General features: G+C 39.8%; 17 protein-coding genes. 8 read left to right on the top strand and 9 right to left on the bottom strand.

Going from position 1 to position 20,642, the window contains the following annotated elements; genetic code table 11:
* The first annotated feature begins 33 nt into the window (after window positions 1-33).
* From PING_RS07140 to PING_RS19810, 5 genes are all read left to right on the top strand, one after another.
* Entirely contained in the window at window positions 34-390 is a 357-nt protein-coding gene (locus tag PING_RS07140; protein ID WP_011769735.1) for a DUF6488 family protein, read from the top strand.
* 52 nt (window positions 391-442) lie between these two features.
* Window positions 443-1,141 carry a HupE/UreJ family protein gene (locus tag PING_RS07135; RefSeq protein WP_011769734.1) on the top strand — a complete coding sequence of 233 codons (699 nt, stop codon included), beginning with the start codon at window positions 443-445 and terminating at the stop codon, window positions 1,139-1,141.
* A 9-nt stretch (window positions 1,142-1,150) separates the two neighbouring features.
* The gene (locus PING_RS07130; protein WP_011769733.1) at window positions 1,151-1,720 is read left to right on the top strand and encodes a hypothetical protein; all 570 of its coding nucleotides are present in this window, start codon (window positions 1,151-1,153) and stop codon (window positions 1,718-1,720) included.
* A 345-nt stretch (window positions 1,721-2,065) separates the two neighbouring features.
* Complete coding sequence (locus PING_RS07125) at window positions 2,066-2,275, top strand: hypothetical protein (RefSeq protein WP_011769732.1); 210 nt, start codon at window positions 2,066-2,068, stop codon at window positions 2,273-2,275.
* A 35-nt stretch (window positions 2,276-2,310) separates the two neighbouring features.
* A protein-coding gene (locus PING_RS19810; protein ID WP_232279378.1) for an IS630 family transposase occupies window positions 2,311-3,343 on the top strand; the annotation gives its coding sequence in 2 pieces (ribosomal slippage) (window positions 2,311-2,774 and window positions 2,773-3,343; 1,035 coding nt in all).
* Between the two features lie 833 nt (window positions 3,344-4,176).
* Here the strand turns inward: PING_RS19810 and dinB are convergent.
* Window positions 4,177-5,256 (bottom strand): DNA polymerase IV, encoded by a 1,080-nt coding sequence (gene dinB / locus PING_RS07110; protein ID WP_011769730.1) that lies wholly within the window; start codon window positions 5,254-5,256, stop codon window positions 4,177-4,179.
* A gap of 177 nt (window positions 5,257-5,433) precedes the next feature.
* Window positions 5,434-5,649, bottom strand: a complete 216-nt coding sequence (locus PING_RS07105) for a hypothetical protein (RefSeq protein WP_011769729.1) — start codon at window positions 5,647-5,649, stop codon at window positions 5,434-5,436.
* Between the two features lie 803 nt (window positions 5,650-6,452).
* Here PING_RS07105 and PING_RS07100 point away from each other — a divergent pair.
* Together PING_RS07100 and PING_RS07095 are read left to right on the top strand one after the other, a co-directional pair.
* A complete protein-coding gene (locus PING_RS07100) occupies window positions 6,453-8,843 on the top strand; it encodes a heavy metal translocating P-type ATPase (protein ID WP_011769728.1) in 2,391 nt (796 codons plus the stop codon).
* A gap of 119 nt (window positions 8,844-8,962) precedes the next feature.
* On the top strand, window positions 8,963-9,355 hold the full coding sequence (locus PING_RS07095; RefSeq protein ID WP_011769727.1) for a MerR family DNA-binding transcriptional regulator: 393 nt from the start codon (window positions 8,963-8,965) through the stop codon (window positions 9,353-9,355).
* A 104-nt stretch (window positions 9,356-9,459) separates the two neighbouring features.
* On the opposite strand, the gene PING_RS07090 is transcribed toward PING_RS07095, so the two are convergent.
* The 5 genes from PING_RS07090 to PING_RS07070 all read right to left on the bottom strand — a co-directional run bounded on the left by PING_RS07090 (window position 9,460) and on the right by PING_RS07070 (window position 16,823).
* Window positions 9,460-10,797 carry a dicarboxylate/amino acid:cation symporter gene (locus tag PING_RS07090; RefSeq protein WP_011769726.1) on the bottom strand — a complete coding sequence of 446 codons (1,338 nt, stop codon included), beginning with the start codon at window positions 10,795-10,797 and terminating at the stop codon, window positions 9,460-9,462.
* Window positions 10,798-11,557: 760 nt separating this feature from the next.
* Window positions 11,558-12,667 carry a DNA alkylation repair protein gene (locus tag PING_RS07085; RefSeq protein WP_011769725.1) on the bottom strand — a complete coding sequence of 370 codons (1,110 nt, stop codon included), beginning with the start codon at window positions 12,665-12,667 and terminating at the stop codon, window positions 11,558-11,560.
* Between the two features lie 124 nt (window positions 12,668-12,791).
* Entirely contained in the window at window positions 12,792-13,559 is a 768-nt protein-coding gene (locus PING_RS07080; protein WP_011769724.1) for a class II glutamine amidotransferase, read from the bottom strand.
* A 99-nt stretch (window positions 13,560-13,658) separates the two neighbouring features.
* Window positions 13,659-14,234, bottom strand: a complete 576-nt coding sequence (lpcA, locus tag PING_RS07075; protein WP_011769723.1) for a D-sedoheptulose 7-phosphate isomerase — start codon at window positions 14,232-14,234, stop codon at window positions 13,659-13,661.
* Between the two features lie 351 nt (window positions 14,235-14,585).
* Window positions 14,586-16,823 (bottom strand): patatin-like phospholipase family protein, encoded by a 2,238-nt coding sequence (locus PING_RS07070; protein ID WP_011769722.1) that lies wholly within the window; start codon window positions 16,821-16,823, stop codon window positions 14,586-14,588.
* A 372-nt stretch (window positions 16,824-17,195) separates the two neighbouring features.
* Between PING_RS07070 and PING_RS07065 the strand changes: the two genes are divergently transcribed.
* Entirely contained in the window at window positions 17,196-17,834 is a 639-nt protein-coding gene (locus PING_RS07065) for a LysE family translocator (protein ID WP_011769721.1), read from the top strand.
* A gap of 413 nt (window positions 17,835-18,247) precedes the next feature.
* Here PING_RS07065 and PING_RS07060 read toward each other — a convergent pair whose 3' ends face one another.
* Together PING_RS07060 and pepB are read right to left on the bottom strand one after the other, a co-directional pair.
* Window positions 18,248-19,147, bottom strand: coding sequence for an ROK family protein (locus tag PING_RS07060; RefSeq protein ID WP_011769720.1), 900 nt, complete (start codon window positions 19,145-19,147; stop codon window positions 18,248-18,250).
* A 121-nt stretch (window positions 19,148-19,268) separates the two neighbouring features.
* Window positions 19,269-20,561: an aminopeptidase PepB gene (gene pepB / locus PING_RS07055; protein WP_011769719.1), complete on the bottom strand. Its 1,293-nt coding sequence runs from the start codon at window positions 20,559-20,561 to the stop codon at window positions 19,269-19,271.
* Between the last annotated feature and the right edge of the window lie 81 nt (window positions 20,562-20,642).

Raw genomic sequence — 20,642 nt, 5'->3', positions numbered from 1 at the left:
TCCGATAATCACTTTACTAACAGGAACTATTTTATGTTCAAAAAGATAATATCTACGCTCGTACTTACTTCAGCGATGCTGATTTCCAATGTGGCTTACAGTCACTCCGAACATAGCAACTCATCAGTTGAGCCCCCCACTACAGAGCAAGTTATAACCAAAGCAACTAATGATCTTATTAAATTAGTTGATGATAAAGCGACTATTGAAGGGCAAATACTTAAACCAAGCTGGAAGTCTGTGGATAATAAAAAAATGCATTATAAATCTGTCCGATACTACTCTATTTCTTTCACTAATACGGTCGAGAGTCGAACGTTATACATTTTACTGAACGCTCAAGGCACATATTTAGGCGCTAACTTCGACGGAAATTTTGAACAATTATAAGAAATTTCACATATTGTACTAATTAGTCACAATTAACGAGGCATTTTCTGCAATGTTTACTAAATCCAATGTTATTTCCAGGGTACTCTTGTTGCTTTGTTTTTGTGGCTTCTCTGCCACGCTAATGGCTCACGGTGTGGATGAAAGCACCAAAGGCTTCTTGCAAGCCAATCAGGGTGTTTCCATCATTCCTTATATGTACATCGGTGCTAAACACATGGTGACGGGGTATGACCACATATTATTTTTGATAGGGGTTATATTTTTTCTCTATCGTTTAAAAGAGGTCATGCTTTATGTGACCTTGTTTACCATAGGTCATAGTTTGACCCTGATGTTTGGCGTCTTATACGACATGGGAGTTAACGCCTATCTGATCGACGCTATTATCGGATTTTCTATCATTTACAAGGGGTTTGATAATCTTGGCGGGTTTAAACGGGTACTTGGTTACCAACCTAATACAAAAATAGCCGTAATGATTTTTGGTCTATTCCATGGCTTCGGTTTAGCAACCAAAATACAGGAATTTGAGATCCCACAAGATGGCCTGATAGAAAATCTGATTGCTTTTAACGTGGGGGTTGAGTTAGGACAATTGTCAGCATTGATTTTGGTTTTGTTAGCACTGAGCTATTGGCGCCGGCACCCGAGTTTTTTGCGTTTTTCAACAGCAACAAATGCACTACTTATGAGTAGTGGCGTGATGTTGGTTGGCCTTCAACTAACAGGCTACTTTACAACAATTTAAGGTTAAAAGATGACTCAGTTAAAAGAAACAACAGCTACCCAACATAAAATAGAGCACACTTTGCCTTCAATTCGAACGCTAGTCAAAGCCAGTGTATTTGCAGTAGTACTTGGCTCTATAGTGTTAACAACAGCCATTTTACCTGCTGAATATGACATAGACCCAACAGGCATAGGTGCAGCGCTTGGCTTAACCCAATTAGCGAACCCATCACCTGTTGAGCAGGTAAAGCCGGTGGTAAAAAAAGCTAGTGGGAAATATCAAGAGCACAACAACGAAGTCATTATTCCAGCTGGAAAAGGGCTCGAATATAAGTTAAAAATAAATAAAGGGGCAGCGATCCGTTATTCCTGGAAATCGACCAGCGAAGCGCTCTTCTTTGATTTTCATGGTGAACCCAAAGGCGATACGACTGGCTATTTTGAAAGCTATGCAGTCAGTACGGGTAGAAAAGTAAAGGGCACATTTACCGCCCCTTTTGAAGGTTCGCATGGTTGGTATTGGAAAAATAACAGCTCATCTCCGATCACCGTTTTGGTAAGCACAGAAGGCCATTACGAGCTTATTGGCATCAAGTAATGTCACCAGAAGCACGGCCCATTTGGCTATAACCATCAACAGGGAAACATAATGAAAAACCATGACATACTGAAAGCACTTATTCTAACTGCCGTGCTTGGGACTGTTTCTGCTGCAATCATCACTCGCATGAAGAAAGTAATACAAAAGAGCATGGCCACAGCCACGAAGAAGTAGAAAAAGCTCAGTGTATAAATCTGCTGATTTATCCTGAACGAGTATCACCGAGTCGATATAATGAGAAGATTGCTGCCCTTTAGCCTATGATCTAGAAGGGTTAAGCAATCTTCAGACAGCGGAAAGCAGACCCAATCAATAATACTGGGCTAATAAAACCGAGAAACCATGTTTATAATCATTAAGTATTTGGTCACCGCAGCACTGGTGGTACTGATTTCCGAAGTCGCTAAACGCAGTGAACATCTTGGTGCGCTATTAGCTTCATTACCTGTGGTAACTTTACTGGTGCTGGTTTGGCTTCATCTCGAAGGCACACCAACAGAAAAAGTGGCCAATCATGCATTTTATACCAATTCTACTAATTATGTGATCTAATAGTATTCCAATTATTAAATAATGAAACGCTATTGATGACTACAAAAAAACATGACTTTACTGCATTAGCTAAAACGCATCAAAGCGTTCGAATGAGGCTCCGTTTTTTAGCACTTGCACACTTCCAAGAAGGTAATTCACGCACTGCTATCGCTAAATTTTTAAAGGTCAGCCGAACCAGTATAAATAAATGGATCTCTCAGTATCACCAATTTGGAATGGATGGCTTAATCGATAAAAAAACAACTGGCAGGCCTTTTCGATTATCGAACGAGCAACATAAGCAACTCATTCATTATGTAACTGAGTCATCTAAAAGTGAGCTTGGTGGACGATTAAATGGCTCAGACATACAACTTTATATAGAAGAAAATTTTGCAGTGCATTACCATTTATCAAGTGTTTATAAGTTACTGCATAAGTTAGGTTTTTCTTGGATAACATCCCGTTCTAAGCACCCTAAGCAATCAATTGAAGCGCAAGAGGATTTTAAAAAAATTCCAATTCAAAACGATCTTTAAGATCCCTGGTCATATTGCATTAGATCGTGTGGATATATGGCTACAAGATGAAGCACGATTTGGCCAGCAAAATACAACAACCAAATTATGGGCTGAAAAAGGTAGCCGTCCAAGAGCAGTAAAACAACAGCAATTCGAATACGCCTATTTATTTGGATCTGTCTGTATTACCAATGGCGCTTCAGAAGCACTAGTCGTACCTTATGTAAACAAAGACATTATGATGACGCATCTTCAACAAATATCAGATAGAACCCCAATTGATAGACATGCCGTTATCATCATGGATGGTGCTGGTTGGCATAGCGATGATATTGACGCTGACTTCAAGAATTTAACAATCATAAAGCTGCCACCCTATTCACCCGAACTAAATCCGATTGAACAGGTATGGAGTTGGCTTCGACAACATCACTTAGCAAACAGATGTTTCAGTGGTTATGATTCAATAGTTGAAACTGTCTGTGATGCTTGGAATGATTTTGTAAGTGACAGCAAAAGAGTGATAAAAATGTGTACGAGGGATTGGATGTCATTGATCAGTTAAATAAGCGGATTGGTATTACACTTTCTGGTACGTGATCCCGACTCTGCCGATGTTCTTGATTTTTCCCCTTGTTTACCCCAGATTTGGCTTTTGGCTAAGTTTATCAGGCGTCTGTCTCATGACATTAGGGTTGTTTTTACTATGGGCTAAATTAGTATCATTGTTTGGCATTGAACTACTTTAAGCCTCTGATAATTGAAAACGACTTATCAAGTCCTCAGTTTATATACTGTTATTTTAAATCTTAGCCATGTCAATTTCTTAACTAAATAGCTCTATCTCATCTACCATCCAGGGAAGGTCAATATTCACTGTATTTGAAAAAAGTAGTTAACCTGAGATTGGGTTATTTACATTAGCAGAAGAAAAGCTGAGTATTTTTGCTAACAAGTTTAATTTATACCCCTGATACTTCAAGATGCAAAGTCAGCAAGGAAAACCAGCGCTGCGTTGCACCAATCGGAAAGGGAATGCTGCATTTACATTTACCGCTAGAGGATTAACACAGTTAATCGCTCGAAAGGTCATGTTGCTTCTTGCGCTGCTCTCCGAGCTTGCGCCTGACAAAGCATCTTGAAGTAACATGGGTATAGCAGGAAGTAATAGGAAAATAGCGCCAAGTTCACAGGTTGTAACACCCTCACAAGTTATCAAGTTACTCGGTGATTTTTCTTCACCAGAACAATTAAATAATCTACCGTATTAAACGAAAAATTCACCTGAAACAGCTTATCTAGAAGCCTTTGGAGAATTTCGAGAAAAGTTAATTAAAGTTTTTAAATGATTATAGGGATAGATAGTTTAGTATAAAATCAACTCTGAACTAGCACGTTTTATAAGTCCAAGCTCAGCTGTTTTACTTGCCCTTCAGGTTTTAAAACCACACTTAGACCGAGGAGCCTTATCTCTCTGCCATTCTGTCTTTTGATAATTTCACACAATAGTTCACGGAAATATTCCAGCTCCAATTCGTGATGTCCATGCTCTATTGTGGTAAGTTGAAAATCAGCAAACTTCATCTTGATCCCCTGTTTGATGATCGAACGCTCCGGAGTAGCATGCCCAAGTCGTTTATCTAGCTCAGGAAAGAGCTTCCGTTCGATGAACAGCCAGCATTCCTCAAAGGTAGTGATATTAATTGAAAATGTACGCTCTACTCCGACGGACTTACGTTCTCGCTCAGTAACTACTTCGCGATTGTCGATGCCATGGCTAAAATTCCAGAGTGCCTCGCCCATACGACCGAACCGTCTAAGTAATTCATAATAATTGCTGTTTTTAATATCCGCACAGGCATAAAACTCTGCATTATTAAGCTTTTGCAAGCTTACCTTACCAACACCAGGGATTTTCTCCAGTGGTAGAGTATCGATTACGCTCTGTACCTTATCCGGAGGGATCACAAACTGACCATCCGGTTTATTCATATCAGAAGCGACTTTAGCTAAAAACTTAATCGGTGCAACACCAGCTGAAGCAGTAAGATTCAACTCCCTACGGATATCATTTCTTATTGCTTCAGCAATAAGTGTTGCAGAGCCGTGTAATTGGCAGCATTCAGTGACATCAAGAAAAGCTTCATCTAAAGATAAAGGTTCGATTAAGTGAGTGTAACGCTCAAAAATAGCTCTAATTTGCGCTGAAATCTCTTTATAAACCTGTATTCGACCAGGAACCACGGTTAAGTGTGGACACAATCTCAAGGCATGAGCAGTTGCCATTGCAGAACGCACACCATATTTACGAGCCTCATAGTTAGATGTGCTAATCACCCCGCGCTGAAGCTCACTCCCTCCAACTGCAAGAGGAATCCCTCTATAGCTTGGTTCGTCTCGCATCTCCACCGATGCAAAAAATGAATCCATGTCAATATGGATAATTTTGCGTTGCCGAGGGAGGGGAAGATCAGACAAAATAACCACCTGTTTTAGAGACAATTTATTTTGGGCTTTTTTGCTTAAAATGCAACTGCTTTTTATTGGAATGGTTGGCAGCAACAGGGGTTCGAAGAGTAAGAATCAGCAGGGTATTGTTTTTTAATTAATCTAAAAAATAAGACCCTGCTTAATGATGATTGCTAACAACGATTATTAAGCAACTATTCTCTTTTCGATCAATGATTCAATACGTTCAAACTCAGACAAACCGTGACGCTCTTCAAGTACCGCATTCAAACAGGATTTTATTTTTAACTCATGCTCTTCTAGCGTTTTTTTAATAGCAAATGAAGTTAGTGTTTCGATAATTTTCAGATCACCTAACTCACTTGCGGCTAGTTGAATCTCTTCGATTGTCTTGTTTTGCATTTTTTTACCCTAATTTAATAATATTTATTACCTTTATATTTCACTAATCTGTGTAAAGATTCTGGAGTCAGCATCTTTAAAAGAAAGGGAAATCGTGACAGAGAAAGTTAATTCCCCGTGACTGAGGCAACAAAATTGCAACCGTTTGCAATTAATTGATAGTTTTACCAGGATGACATCCTGTCAAATTTTATAAATTTATCGCTTCCATCGATAAGCTTCGCATAAATTACACTACTCATTACACTATTGGAAGATGGACAATTTTTCGATTATTTTAAAAAAAATAAAACACAGAACGTCAGCTTACCAGCAATATTTTTTAAAAAACTGTATTACATTGTTTTTAAAGTATCTTTTAAAAATTGATCTAGATCAATTTTTAAAAGATATGAAAATACCTTTATCTTAAACCTGCTTAATATTTTACCTATATATATTAAATAATTGACATTAACTTTATAATAATATTTTTTGTGAGGATTATATCAATAACTCTTATAATCATTAATCATAAAAAGGCGATGATTCGATTTTTACTGACTTAATAAGCATAAAAAAAGAGAGAGTGACTTGCTCTAATTAGATACTGATGATTGCCATAATAAGCACATTGGCATCTTCGCTTTAAATCGGCTAACCGATGAAAAACAGATTATATTTATTGAACCACTCTCTCTATCACGCGGTTCGCAATCAACCCGCTGCTCGGGGGTGTAAAAAAATTCATGATTAACATTGACCTTACCCTAAGGGTAATGGCTAAACTCATTATATCTCCTCCAATAAGTTAAGGATCTGTCATGACAAATTCATCTCTGTTAAAACTGCCCGTCTATGGCATGAACTGTGCCGGCTGTGCAAGTCGACTGCAGTCTGCATTAAATGAGATAAAAGGTATCGAAGCAGAAGTCAATTTTGCATTAGAAGCTGCGCATATCAATTTTGACCCTGAGATCGATCATAAGAACACGCTCAATACCATTATGGCGCTGTTAGAGCAGAAAGGTTATCAAACCGATACTGAGACTATTCTCTTAACAGCCGAAGGTTGGAGCTGCGCAAATTGTGCTAATACAACCAGTAAGATGCTTAATGCGCAAACCTTAGTAATAAATGCTCAAGCTAACTTTGCGACTGAAAAAGTGCAGGTTCAAACGATCAGGGGTGCATTAAAAAAAGCGGATATTGACACTTTTTCATCATTAATTCCCTACACCTTGCATATTTCATCGAAAAAAAACCTTAAAGCTGAAAATGCATTAAAAGTAGCGAAACAAAACACCGCGGATAAAAAAGCGCTGCTCATATTAAGCTTCTCTATTTTACTTAGCCTGCCTTTTTTACTGAATATGGTCACCATGTTTGTTAACAACCATATATCCCTGTTACCTGGCTGGTTAGAATTTATGTTAGCCACTCCGGTACAATTTATTATCGGCGCCCGTTTTTATAAGGGAGCTTGGCTTAGTTTAAAAAACTACAGCACTAATATGGATGTATTAGTTGTACTGGGAACCAGTTCCGCCTATTTTTACAGTTTGGTTGTTTTTTTAGGTGGGTTAAATCAGCCACTTTATTTTGAATCAAGTGCCATGGTAATCACCCTGGTGACCCTGGGTAAATACTTAGAGCATCGCGCTAAACAAAATACAACCACTGCCATTAATGCATTGGCGGCATTACGTCCTGATACGGCAAAGGTTAAAAAAGGCAAAGTTTTTATTGATGTGAATATTGATGAAGTGCAACTGGGTGATTTAATACAGGTCGCTATTGGCGAAAAAGTCGCTGTTGATGGCTTAGTCATTGAAGGTCAAAGTTATCTGGATGAATCTTTATTAACCGGTGAGAGTAAGCCTGTTTTAAAACAGAACAATGATCCTGTCATTGCAGGCAGTATTAACGGTGATGGGGTTTTATTAATCAAAACAACGGCAGTGGGAGAATCCACCAGCCTCAGTAAAATTATTTCTTTGGTTGAAAATGCACAAATGAGTAAAGCCCCTATTATGAAACTGGTTGATAAAATCAGTGCTATTTTTGTGCCCGTTGTTTTGCTTATTGCGACCATCACATTTTTAACCTGGTACCTGTTAGTGGGAGATTTTCAGCAGGCTCTAATCAGTGCCGTCGCTGTCTTAGTTATCGCTTGCCCCTGTGCACTTGGGCTTGCCACACCAACAGCTGTTGTGGTGGGTACTGGGGTTGCAGCACAAAAAGGGATCTTGATTAAAGATATCGACACATTGCAAAAAGCCTATAAATTACAAACTATTATCTTTGATAAAACTGGGACATTAACGCAGGGTAAAGGGGAAATAAGTACGGTTTACAGCGTAAATCAAGATAATAGCACCCTGCTAAGTTTATTAAGTGCCCTGCAAACGGGCAGTAAGCATCCTATTGCCAATGCGATTAAAAACTACTGTGAAAAAAATGCGATTAGCCCCTTAGACGCGAGTGAGGTACAAGCTATCAGTGGTCAGGGTATTCAGGGAATCGTCTCAGGAAAATTGTTAGTCGCGGGTAATATTAGTTTGATGAATGATTTTTCTGTTAAGTTACCGGAAGGGTTAGTTGATAAGCAAAAAGCTGCCACGGGCAGTATTGTCTATGTCGCATCTGATAATGTGTTTTTAGGTTATATCAGTATCGAGGATGCGCTTCGTCCGGAAAGTGCTGAAGCGATTCAACAGTTACAGGGCCGAGGCTTAGAGACAATAATGTTAAGTGGCGATAAACAAAGTGTGGTTGAACATATCAGTCGACAACTCCAGATGAACAGCAGTTTTTCCGAATTAAAACCGGAACAAAAACTTGAAAAATTAACCTTTTTACAAAACAGTAAACAAGTTGCAATGGTCGGAGACGGGGTGAATGATGCACCAGCGCTTGCGCAAGCCGATGTGAGTATCGCAATGGGCACTGGCAGTGATGTGGCCAAAGAGAGTGCTTCTATTACCTTAATGCGTAATGACCCGCGTTTAGTGGCGTTAGCGATTGATATCTCTAAAGCCACTTGGCGAAAAATACAACAAAATCTCTTTTGGGCTTTTATTTTCAATACGGTGGCTATTCCGGCAGCGGCATTGGGTTATTTAAATCCGGCCATCGCGGGTGGTGCAATGGCTTTGTCGAGTATTACAGTATTAAGTAACTCTATATTGTTAAAACGTTTTAAAAGTCATTAATTTAATAGCGTATTTATGTAATCTATCGGGCAAGTCGATTTGGCATAATAAGCAAGTCGACAATCAGCTTATAGATTATTAAAATTTCACTTATATTTAAGCAGTAACGGGCACTTTATATGTTATCTATCGGTCAAGCAGCAAAAGCAACAGGATTATCGGTGAAATCAATCCGCCATTATGAACAGATAGGTTTGATCCCTCCCCCACCACGCAGTGAAAATGATTACCGCTGTTATCCCGCATCCTTAATTAAACGCTTACATTTTATTAAAAAAACCAAAGAAGCAGGTTTTAACTTAAAAGAGAGCAAAGCATTATTGTTATTATCTGAAAATAAAACCCGCAGCAGCGCAGATGTAAAAGCAATAACAATGCAAAAAATAGAAGAGTTACAGCACCGGATAGATCAACAGCAAATTTTATTAAATAGCCTGAAAGAAATTTCCAAGCAGTGCCATAATGATGAAAACGCCCAGTGTGCGATCATTGATGCCTTTGTTAAGGGATAAAAGTTAAGGGATAAAAGTTAAGGAATAAAGGTTAAAGAATCAAAGTTAAAAAAAAGCCCCTTTAGCTAAAAATAAAAATAAAGGGGCTGTTATTTTCAAAGAATTTACGCGTTTCTGACTCTTTCAGCTTCAGCTTCTAACCCTAATTTATGAAGACGTAATTCTTCGTCTTTATCACCCGCCTTAGGATCATTAAATACATCAATATTCATTTCACCTTCGGATTTAGCGACAATACAAGTAACAACACAGTCGCCCGTGATATTAACCGCGGTACGGATCATATCTAACAATCTGTCGACACCCATAATAATGGCGATCCCTTCAACCGGCAGACCCACTTGATTAAGTACCATGGCCAGCATGATCAGTCCAACACCGGGCACCCCGGCTGTGCCAACGGATGCAAGTGTTGCAGTGAGTATTACCGCACCGTAGTCAGCTAAAGACAAATCAATATTAAAGGCTTGTGCGATAAATACCGTCGCAACCCCCTGCATAATGGCAGTACCATCCATATTGATGGTAGCGCCCAGCGGCACCGTAAAGGAGGCCACTTTATTTGAAATACCGAGATGCTTAGTCGCGGTTTCAAGCGTGACAGGAATGGTTGCATTTGATGATGCCGTTGAAAAAGCAAAGGTGATGGCCGTTTCCATTTTCTTTAAAAAGGTAATGGGATTAAGACCGGTAAAGACTTTAAAACAAATACCGTAAGTGATTAAACCATGCAGTAACAAAGTGGCAGATAGCACTAAAAAATAACTTAATAAATTGCTAATCGCATCTAATCCGATTTCCGTAAATAATTTAGCCATTAAGAAAAACACACCGTAGGGTGCAATATTCATTAACATTACCACCAGCTTCATAATCACTTCATTAAGATCAACAAAAAAGGCTGCGATGCGTGCACCAGATTGTCCGGAAGCACTGACAGCGATACCAAATAAAATGGCAAACACAATAATTTGTAAGGTGTTGCCCTCGGCCATAGCGTTAACGGGATTGGTAGGGAACATGTTAATAATAACAGAGGCTAATGAAGGCGCTTCTGACGATGCGTAAGTTGTTGCGGTAGAAAGGTCAGTCCCAACACCCGGTTCAAAAATATTACCCATAATGATTGCAAAGGTAATAGCAATCGCTGTAGTCATCAGATAAAAGGCGATGGTTTTCCCGCCCAAACGCCCCAGGGTTGAAATATCTTTTAATGAACTGGTTCCGCAGACTAATGAGACAAAAATAAGCGGTACGACTAACATCTTCAAGCTGGCGATGAATATTTTTCCGCCCACTTCAAAGAATCCATTCACAATATATTCATTAACAAATGCGTTGTCAGGTAAAAATGTACGGATTAAAAAACCCGTTATGATGCCAATAAGCATACCAAGTAGAACACGTTTAGTGAGTGACATTTTTTGTTTTTTTTCTGTCATGCTAACTCCTTGTAAATTCATTATTATTGTCGGCAAAATATGCCGTATTGTAGGTTAAAGACATTGATTAATTGTTAATTCTCTCTGCATTAACATAAGTGTCAGAAAATAAAATTTGACTTTTTTTCCCTGATTGGCCCATCTTTAGTTGGTTTTGCTGATAACCTTAACGTCACCCCCTTTTTTAATTATTATTTGGGGTACTCAATAAAAACCGTTACCTGCAGAGGTAAATATAGAGATAATTATCTTGTTTAAGCAATTTTTTATCAGCATTGTCATCACTTACAGCCGGTAACTCACAACCAAAATTGCCCGTCATATTGCAGAGATTAACAAACTGTTTTTACTGGTGAAAAACACAAAGAAGCAGGAACACTCTTGTATGAACAGCAGAAAAAAGCATCAACAATCTGCTTTGGGCCCATTAGATGCTCTATTTGGATAAGCACATAATTTTTGGCGTACTTAAGATCACCCTTAAATAACCGATCTTTGATGGATAAATTTTGCCATCAACAGCAGTTTTATCCTCACCATCAAATTATAGGCTACGCGTTTGCTATTAAGCGGGCGAAATATAGCAGCTTAAGAGAGCGCAATATAGGGGGTTATAAAGGATTAGATCATGATAAGTCGTTAAAAATATTAATAAATTAGCATTGTTGTATGAAAATTATTCAATACAATCTAAAAACACAAGTAATTGAAAAATAAGCCTTCGAATTGGTGTTCAGAGACAAAATGGGCAGATTAGCCGTTATTGTAGAAAAAAGACTTTCTTGGATAATAACCGGCCATTAACAATAACCGATAAGTGATGTAAACCAGGGTAGTATTGGCGCGTCGATATTTTTTTGAAATCAAACTGTTTAGAAATCTGTTTACAATTTTTGGTGATAGTTGATTCTGATATTTGAAATATTTTACCGGCTAAACTGCCATTTTTTTTCATAAAATCAATTGCAAATTCAACCCGTAATTTCCCTAATGCGGCCTGGCTGCTTAAGGTAAATGAAAAGAGTAATTTATCCCCCATCATAACAACGTCATCCACTTTAAAGGCGATGATTTTTATGTTTTCAGGTCGGTGGAAGCCAAATAAGGATAATATAATAGGATTGGCCTGCTTTAATAATCCCCGGCAGGCATGTTTAACCAGTCTCTGTCTGTTGTTACCAAGGTTATTGTTATTATCAAGGTCATTGTTATCAGCTTGCTGTAACCAGCGTTGCGCAACCTTTATCACCACAGCCGGATGATCCTTGCTAATATCATTTAGGTTATTAGCCACACTGCGACGTACATATTCACTAGGATCGTCTTTTAATTGTTCAAGAATAATAAACAAAGGCTGCGGATCCTGTTTAAATTCAGATAATGCGAAGGCCCAGGGCAGACGCGGCCTGCAACCTTCCGATGCAAGCCGGCGCACATGTTCATTATCTGATTGGCTCCAGATAAACATCTGTGCCATCATCGCCTCGGGGTATTTAAGGATAAAGGGCCGGACGGCGAACTCTGCGCTTGAGTAGCGGGTAAAATATTCAAGCGCCTGCAACGAACTTTGGTAATGATCCAAACCATATTTTTCAACAAAATCAGGAAAAAACAGCGCTTCTAAACCACTAAACCGGTGGGCTATTTTTTCCAAAATGACAATGCTTTGCTCAAAAGGCGCGGGCAGAAAGCGATGCAGGGCGTTGGTGATGGTTCTGATACGTGCCTTTAAGGCTTTGTCGTCCCACTCAGCATCAAATATAACGTCTTGAAAGGCGGTACAACAAAAGTCGGGATAAACCGATAAAACCTGATCGGCAAGGTCAAGAATAAAGACTTTGTTATACACATCTTTTAACGGCTCAGCCATCTCATTTCCCCAGTATAATTTATGCTTAATAACGCGCAGTATTCACCATCAAAAAACACGTTCTCCAACATAATAAATAATGCTTAATAACGCGCAGTATTCACCATCAAAAAAACATTCACCATCAAAGAACACGTTCTCCAAAATAGAATACGCAGAATTCACCTTCCTGCATTCTGGTCCAGCGCTCATTATTAGTTAACGGACGGGTCGTTATAATAGTGACCACATCGTCAGGTGATGTTTCTTCATTAAAGTCGATCACCATATCCTCATCAATCAACCGGGCTTTGCCAAAGGGTGCTCGACGCGTTATCCAGGAGAGGTTATTGGTGCAATAACACATCACATATTCGCCATCACTTAAGAGCATATTAAAAACACCCATTTCACGCAGGGTATCCGCATAACCCGCCACTTTTTTGAACATCGCCGGCATATCAGCAGGCTCAGTTGAATAATCCTGACGTAATTGATCCAAAATCCAACAAAAGGCACGCTCACTGTCGGTTTGTCCAACGGGAATATCATGTCCCATCGGCAGCGCTTCAGAGCCCGTTAGTTGACCATTATGGGCATAAGTCCAGTTTTTCCCCCACAATTCACGAATAAAGGGATGGGTATTTTCTAAACTCACAGCACCTCTATTCGCCTGACGAATGTGACTGATCACAGATTTACTTTTGATCGGATACTCTTTTACCAATTTTGCGACGGGAGAATGGCAACTGGGAGTAGGATCTTTAAAACTACGGCAACCCTTACCTTCGTAAAAAGTGATTCCCCAGCCATCCTTATGCGGGCCGGTTTCGCCACCCCGCTTTATCAACCCGCTAAAACTGAAACAAATATCAGTGGGCACATTTGCGCTCATTCCTAATAATTCACACATTTATAAGTCCTACTCTCTGTTAACTCAATTCCGCTTTTTTTTATTGCGGCCTTGGCATAAAACTTTACTTACTTAACATTAAAAACGAAGGAATTGAGTTTAAGCCATTTTCTTTTCTATTAAATAAATCAAAATATGAATAATCTTGATATGAACCTCTTGGATACGATCTGCAAAACCAAAATGAGGTACACGGATCTCAACATCAGCAAGCCCCGACATTTTGCCGCCATCTTTACCGGTTAATGCAATAACAGAAATACCTTTTGCTTTTGCCACTTCGATTGCATTTAATATATTTTTAGAATTACCACTGGTTGATAAGCAAAATAACACATCACCTTTGCGCCCCACACCCTCCAGGTAACGCGCAAAAATCGCATCATAACCGTAATCATTACCAACACAGGAAATATGACTTGGATCTGAAATAGCAATAGCGGGATAGGCGGGTCTATGTTCGCGGTATCGCCCAGTCAATTCCTCTGCGAAATGCATCGCGTCACAATGTGAACCGCCATTACCGCAGGAAAGCACTTTACCGTCATTTTTAAAGGAGTCAGCGAGTAAACTAGCCGCTTTTTCAATATTTTTTAAGTTTTGCTCGTCGGCTAAAAATGCCTGTAATACTTTTTCAGCTTCTAACAGTTCAGCTTTAATTATTGATAGATTCATTATATCTCTTCTTATTTAATTTTTATTCAGGGCAAAAATGCATTAATACAGAATAGGTCTTTACCCAAACTGCTTGAAGACGCAGGAATCAACAGGTTGAGAGGTGATCCCTTTCGGATAAATCGACGCTATAACGTTGAAGCATCATCCTAAATCAATGCATTACAACGTCGAAGAGACTGATTGCCCTACGGGAGGTTGGTTATGCGCTTATTTTTACACAGTTGCCAAAGTGATAACAGCATCTTCATAGGATAAATGTGAAATTAAACGGGCAATAATTGAGTAGGTACAAATTGAAGTAAAAAACCAGATAACTATTATTTGACTCTAGGTTGATTTAAGAGCCACTCACCAGTTTTTACCTAAAGAGAAAAATGCCCTAATGTCATTTCCCTTATTACGATCCAGAGCAACGCCAGAACCCACTCCGAACACGGCAGGTCCAAAATTCGTATCTGTTCCTAAAAACAAACTGCCAGACGTCATTAACTCATCTATTTTAACGCTATCATTTATCCCCCATACATTACCCACTTCCAAACTCCCTCCCAGGTATAACGGTAACCCCGCATTGCCAAAGATTGAGCGCCCTAAATCATATTGATAAACCGCCGCACCAAATACTTTATGCGCACCGATAAACTCATCTTTATGGTAGCCGGAAAGGTTCAAAAAACCACCCAGCTCTGAGGCACGTATAGAAAAATCATCATCACTTAATACTGTTGCAAGAGAGGTGACACCCACGAAAGTATGCTGTCCCAGCCCCACTGCACCACGCCAATCAAAATTAATTTCAAGTGAGGAATTTTCTGTATTTTCTAAAAACGGGTGAGCATATTGATCCTTGCGCAAATAAAAATCGAGTGATAATTTATTACCTTGGGTGGGGAAATTAATACTATTAAGATTATCAAAACCAAATGACAGATAAGTACCCATTGAATAGTAGTCAAGCGCATCGTAGGACTGATCTTCAAAATTCATTTGGCCAATTTCAGCTAACAGACCCACTTCTGAGATGCCGTTATCCGTGTAAGCATTTCCCAAACCAAGACTGACTTGCCCATAATGATGAGTTAATGCAGGTCTGCTGTTATTCTGTGTAAACTGGCCCTGTGCATATTTTTCCTGCCTATATTCAACACGTGCACGGCTAAAATAATCATGCTCTGTGTCTAAAGGTTGATAAAACTCAGTCGCCAGCATCGACTCCCAACCTAAAGAAACCTCATTTATCCACTGCCCACCATTGTCTGTTATATCCGTAAGGATATAAGCGAGATCCAATGACACTTGAGAATCACTGGAAAAATCCCCTTGCCAGCTAAAACCAAAATGTAAGTAATTAGGTCCCCATGACTTGGCCCTGGTTTTTATCACTAACATACGTCCGGTGTTCGTATCAATAAATTCCGCATTAACCGTGTCAAACAGGTCTAATGCGTAGACGCGTGAAATGGCATCGTCTAATTTTTCTTTGCTGACCAGATCCCCCACTCTGATGCCCAACTGTCGTTCAATAATCTCCACGGCGACATTAGAATCATTTTCATATTGAATAGTGACAATAGGCTGAGATGCAGCTTTTATCCATTGCGCTTGTTTGGCTTTTTTGTGCCGAGTATATTGTAAATATTGCTTATCATAGAGACTTAAGGATTGTATTTTATCCCTATTTTCAAGTGCAGATTTTTCACCTAAGGCCATTGCTGCAGGCATCTGAGAAAAATCGCTGGTGCTTAATGCGCCGATATCAGGTCGAATCAGCAGATCTTTTTCACCGAGTAGGTCTATTTGTCTTTTTGTGGTATTGATGGTTAATATATTAGATAACTGATCCAGTACATCGATAGGAAGGTTAATCTCTTTCTGGGTTAACAAAGGGGAGCCGATATCAACGGCAATAATAATATCTGCCCCCATGAGCTTAACGACATCAACCGGCATATTATTAACTATCGCCCCATCAACAAGCAGCCGTCCATCAATCACAGTCGGCTCAACCACACCGGGCACCGTCGATGATGCTCTCATTGCTTGAACAAGACTGCCATGATTGAGTACCACGGTCTCAGCCGTTACAATATCAGCCGCCACTGCGCGATAGGGGATAGGTAAATCGTCAAAACTCTCAAATTCGCTGACTACCCCGGTTGAAAGCTTAAGCAGTTGAAATGCGGATTGACCGAGCAAAAGACCGCTGGCTGTTTTAAGTGTGGCATCGCTATAACCGAGTCTCAGGGCAATATTGTATTCATCGCGCAACTGTTTATCCGCATATTGTAAATTTTCTCGCGGTATAAAATCTGAAAAACCTTTGTCCCAGTCGACATTGAACATAATATTTTCAATCTCATCGGCATTATATCCTAGCGCATACAGTCCACCGATATAAGCGCCGATACTGGTACCTGCAATAAAATCAATCGGCACATTATTGCTTTCTAAGACTTTTAAAATACCGATGTGCGCAGCCCCTTTCGCACCACCTCCACCTAAAACAAGCCCTATTTTAGGCCTAGCTTGGGAATCTGCAAAAACCGTTAAGGACAGAAGGAGTGATAACAGCAATAAATAACGCACTATAAAGCTTCCTTGTGTTAGATTATGAACCAATTAGGTATTGTTAGTGTGCTAATGCCTGATAGCAAAAAAATAATTAAATGATCACATTTTAAAAAAAGCATAATTCCTTTAACTGTTGATTTAAAGGGGTATTCCCACTTTTTAATTCAGATCGTAATTTAATTTATTTTGCTATAAAAATTACTTAACAAGCTAACCTGATTTAAATGACAAAAAATGCGCTCAGTATAAAGCATTCATTATCTTATTATCTTACTAATCACTGCAATTTTATGTCCTAAAATTAACCGCCTGTAATAGTTGTACGACTTTACATACTCACCTAATTCTTGGTATAACAGATAAATTAAAAATTGAAGAGCAAAGCCGATGCACATATTAAATTTTGAAGCCTTTTTAATCGCGATAACGATTCTCACTTTAACACCGGGTTTAGATACTGCGCTGGTTATTCGCAATGCTAGCCGTTCGGGGGGAATCGACGGTTGTGTGACCAGTTTGGGGATCTGCCTGGGGCTGTTTGTCCACGCGACATTATCAGCTGTGGGTATTTCAGCTATTTTGCTGCAATCAGCACAACTGTTTCAGGTTATGAAGTGGTGTGGAGCAGCGTATTTAATTTGGCTGGGCTTAAGTAGCCTTAGGGCCACCTTTAAAGGTGCAAGCCATCTCAATATAAGCACCTGCACTGGGGTTACATTTGATCCCAAACGCTCCCTTCGTGAAGGTTTTTTATCTAATGTACTTAACCCCAAAACAGCTATTTTCTACCTTGCTTTTTTACCGCAATTTATTAATCCCGATTACTCCCCCTTTGTACAGTCACTTACCTTGGCGGGTATTCATTTTTTAATTGCGATGGTCTGGCAATGCAGCTTGTCCGGCGCAATTAATTCTGCTAAAAACTGGTTAAAAAACACTTCTATTATGACTTGGATGGAGGGTGTGACCGGCACTGTATTGATTCTCCTGGGCATAAAATTATTAATGGATGACTCAGTCGTTTAGCTTAAAAAACACATTAATGATGACCAGAATGGAGGTGTAACCGGCACTGTGCTGATTCTATTGGGCGTGGAATTATTGATGGATGACTCAGTGGTTTAGCTTAAAAAATACATTAATGATGACCAGAATGGAGGGTGTGGCGGGCACTGTGCTGATTCTTCTGGGCATAAAATTATTAATGGATGATTCAGTGGTTTAATTAATGGAATGAGTATTATGTTATCAGTAGGGTGCATTTTATGCACCTCAAGCAGCGGTATTTGATGCGCACAGCACACCCTACGACCAGCTTAAAAAACACCTCGATAATGACCTGAATGGAGCCTGTAATCGGCACTGAACTGATTCTTCTTGGCATAAAATTATTAATGGATGATTCAGTGGTTTAATATCACGATAAGCAATTCCGCTAATCAATTGGCCAATAAAGCCGCTCCGCGTACCCCACTGCTATCACCAAATTGTGCTTGGACAATAGGCACAGCTTGAATCCCTTTAAATAAAAAATAGGGTAAACGCTGCTGAAGATCGGCATAAAGACGTTTAATATTGGATAAACCACCGCCAAGAACAATAATATCAACATCATAGGTCAATTGCAGGTTTGCAAAACCAGTGCATAAAATATCAATAAATACTTGATAGACATGCAGCGCTTGCGCGTCTTTGTCTGCGACTCGTTTTAAAAATTGCTCAGCCTGCAGCGCTTCCCCTAAAAAATATTGGCAAAGATTGCTTAATCCCGTGCCTGAAATGTAATGCTCTAAACAGCCATAAAGACCGCAATTACACTGTTTTACAAACAGTCCATATTGGTTGACTAAATGGGCAGAAATCGGCATATGCCCCCATTCACCAGCAATTCCGCTTGCTCCACGATACAATTTACCGTCAAGCACTAATCCGCCGCCCACGCCGGTTCCTAATACAGCAGCAAATACTCTGGCGTTCCCCTTACCCGCACCTGTCAATGCCTCACAAAGCGCAAAACAGCGGCTATCATTATCAATATGTACCGTCCGATTGAGCTCTTTTGCCAAGTCATAGGCGACATGCTGCCCGGTTAAGCAGGGAATATTTGAAGATATCTGCTTCAATGACCGGGTTTCCTGGACACCGGGCAGACCGATACCAACACTGCCAATACAGGAATATTGCCTGTCTCTTTGCCTTACCAGTTGGCAAACTGTTTGAATAAAATGCAGATAATTATCACTTGGGGTGTCTATTCTGGCGGTATTTATCACTCTAAAATCTTGGTCAAAGACCACAATCTCAATCTTAGTGCCCCCAATGTCTAAACCATAACGCATGGTAATCCTTAACAGTCTCGGTTGTAGCAAATTTTATATTTGCTCCATGACACCGCCCCTAAAATGATCTTTAGAAGCGCAGCTAAATTAACATGCGAAAAGTCCACAGTTACTGGATAGTTTAAGCGAATAACATTTTACTGATAGTGCGCACACCGTGACCTTTACCGCCGGTCGCCCATAACCCATTTTCACTCAGCTGATAACTGCCCGAGAGATCAAAATGTATCCAATTTGATTGTGGATTAATAACAAAATTCGCTAAAAATGCCGCCGCCGTTGAAGCCCCTGCCATTCCCTCACCACTATGAATATTAGCAATATCTGCAAATGAGGAGCCAATTTGCTGGAAATGAAACTCTTCTAGTGGTAGACGCCACAGATATTCATTTTCCTGCTTAGCACAGCGACTTGCAAGCTCAGCCAATTGATCATCCATGCTTAGTACACAGTTATAATCACGACCAACCGCCATTTTAGCGGCCCCGGTTAAGGTTGCCGCATCAATAATAATGCCTGCGTTATCTTCCTGCGCTGCAATCAGACCATCGGCCAATACTAAACGCCCTTCAGCATCACTGTTTAATACTTCAACGGTGACGCCATTTTTATAAGTGATCACATCGCCCAATTTATAGGCATGACCGCTAACCAAATTTTCCGCGCAGCACAGGTATAATTTAACCCGCTTATTTAAGCCGTTCACAATGGCCAGTGCTAATGCGCCAGTCAGTGTCGCAGCTCCCCCCATATCACTTTTCATTATGGCCATTGAACCGCTCGGTTTTAAACTATAACCACCTGAATCAAAAGTGATCCCTTTACCGACTAAAGCATAGTCAACGGCTGCATCAGGATCACCCGTTGGATTAAAATCCAGTTGTAACATACAGGGCGGACGTGTACTGCCTCGACCAACCTGATAAATTCCCTGATAGTTTTCTATTAATAAGTCTTCACCTTCGATTATCTTATGGGAAATAGCGATACCTTCAGGTAAAACAGACTCGATTAATTTAACCGCTTTATCACAAAGTACATTAGGCGCTAAAGCTTCCGGCCCAAGATTAATCGTTTCACGTACCCATTCAACAATCTTTTTTTGCGCCGTAAGGTTTTGCAATTGAGCGGGATCCAATTCAGAAAAATCTATATTAGCGCCTTTTTTAGCATTATAAAAACCCTGAGAAAATGCCCAACGTAGCTCTTTATCCCAGAGAGAACCATCTAATTTAATACCTTCAAGTGACATACCATCTAACTTGCGCGCCGCTGCTTGAACCTGGCGGAATAAGGGGTTATCTTTATTCAAATGGATAGTTGCATGACCCTCGGAAAAACTCAGCAGAGCGCCCTTTCCCCAGATTACTGATGCCGTTGCAAAACTTAAAGAAACTAAAAAAACATTGCTCATATTATTTCCTTTTCAAAAAAAAACGCAAGCCGAAGCTTGCGTTTTTAAAAATCAGATAACCAAACCAATTGAAGATTCAGA

The sequence above is a fragment of the Psychromonas ingrahamii 37 genome (assembly GCF_000015285.1).
GTDB classification, from domain to species: domain Bacteria; phylum Pseudomonadota; class Gammaproteobacteria; order Enterobacterales; family Psychromonadaceae; genus Psychromonas; species Psychromonas ingrahamii.
Note: the sequence above shows the minus strand (reverse complement) of the source record. Positions and strands in the feature narration are given on the sequence as shown.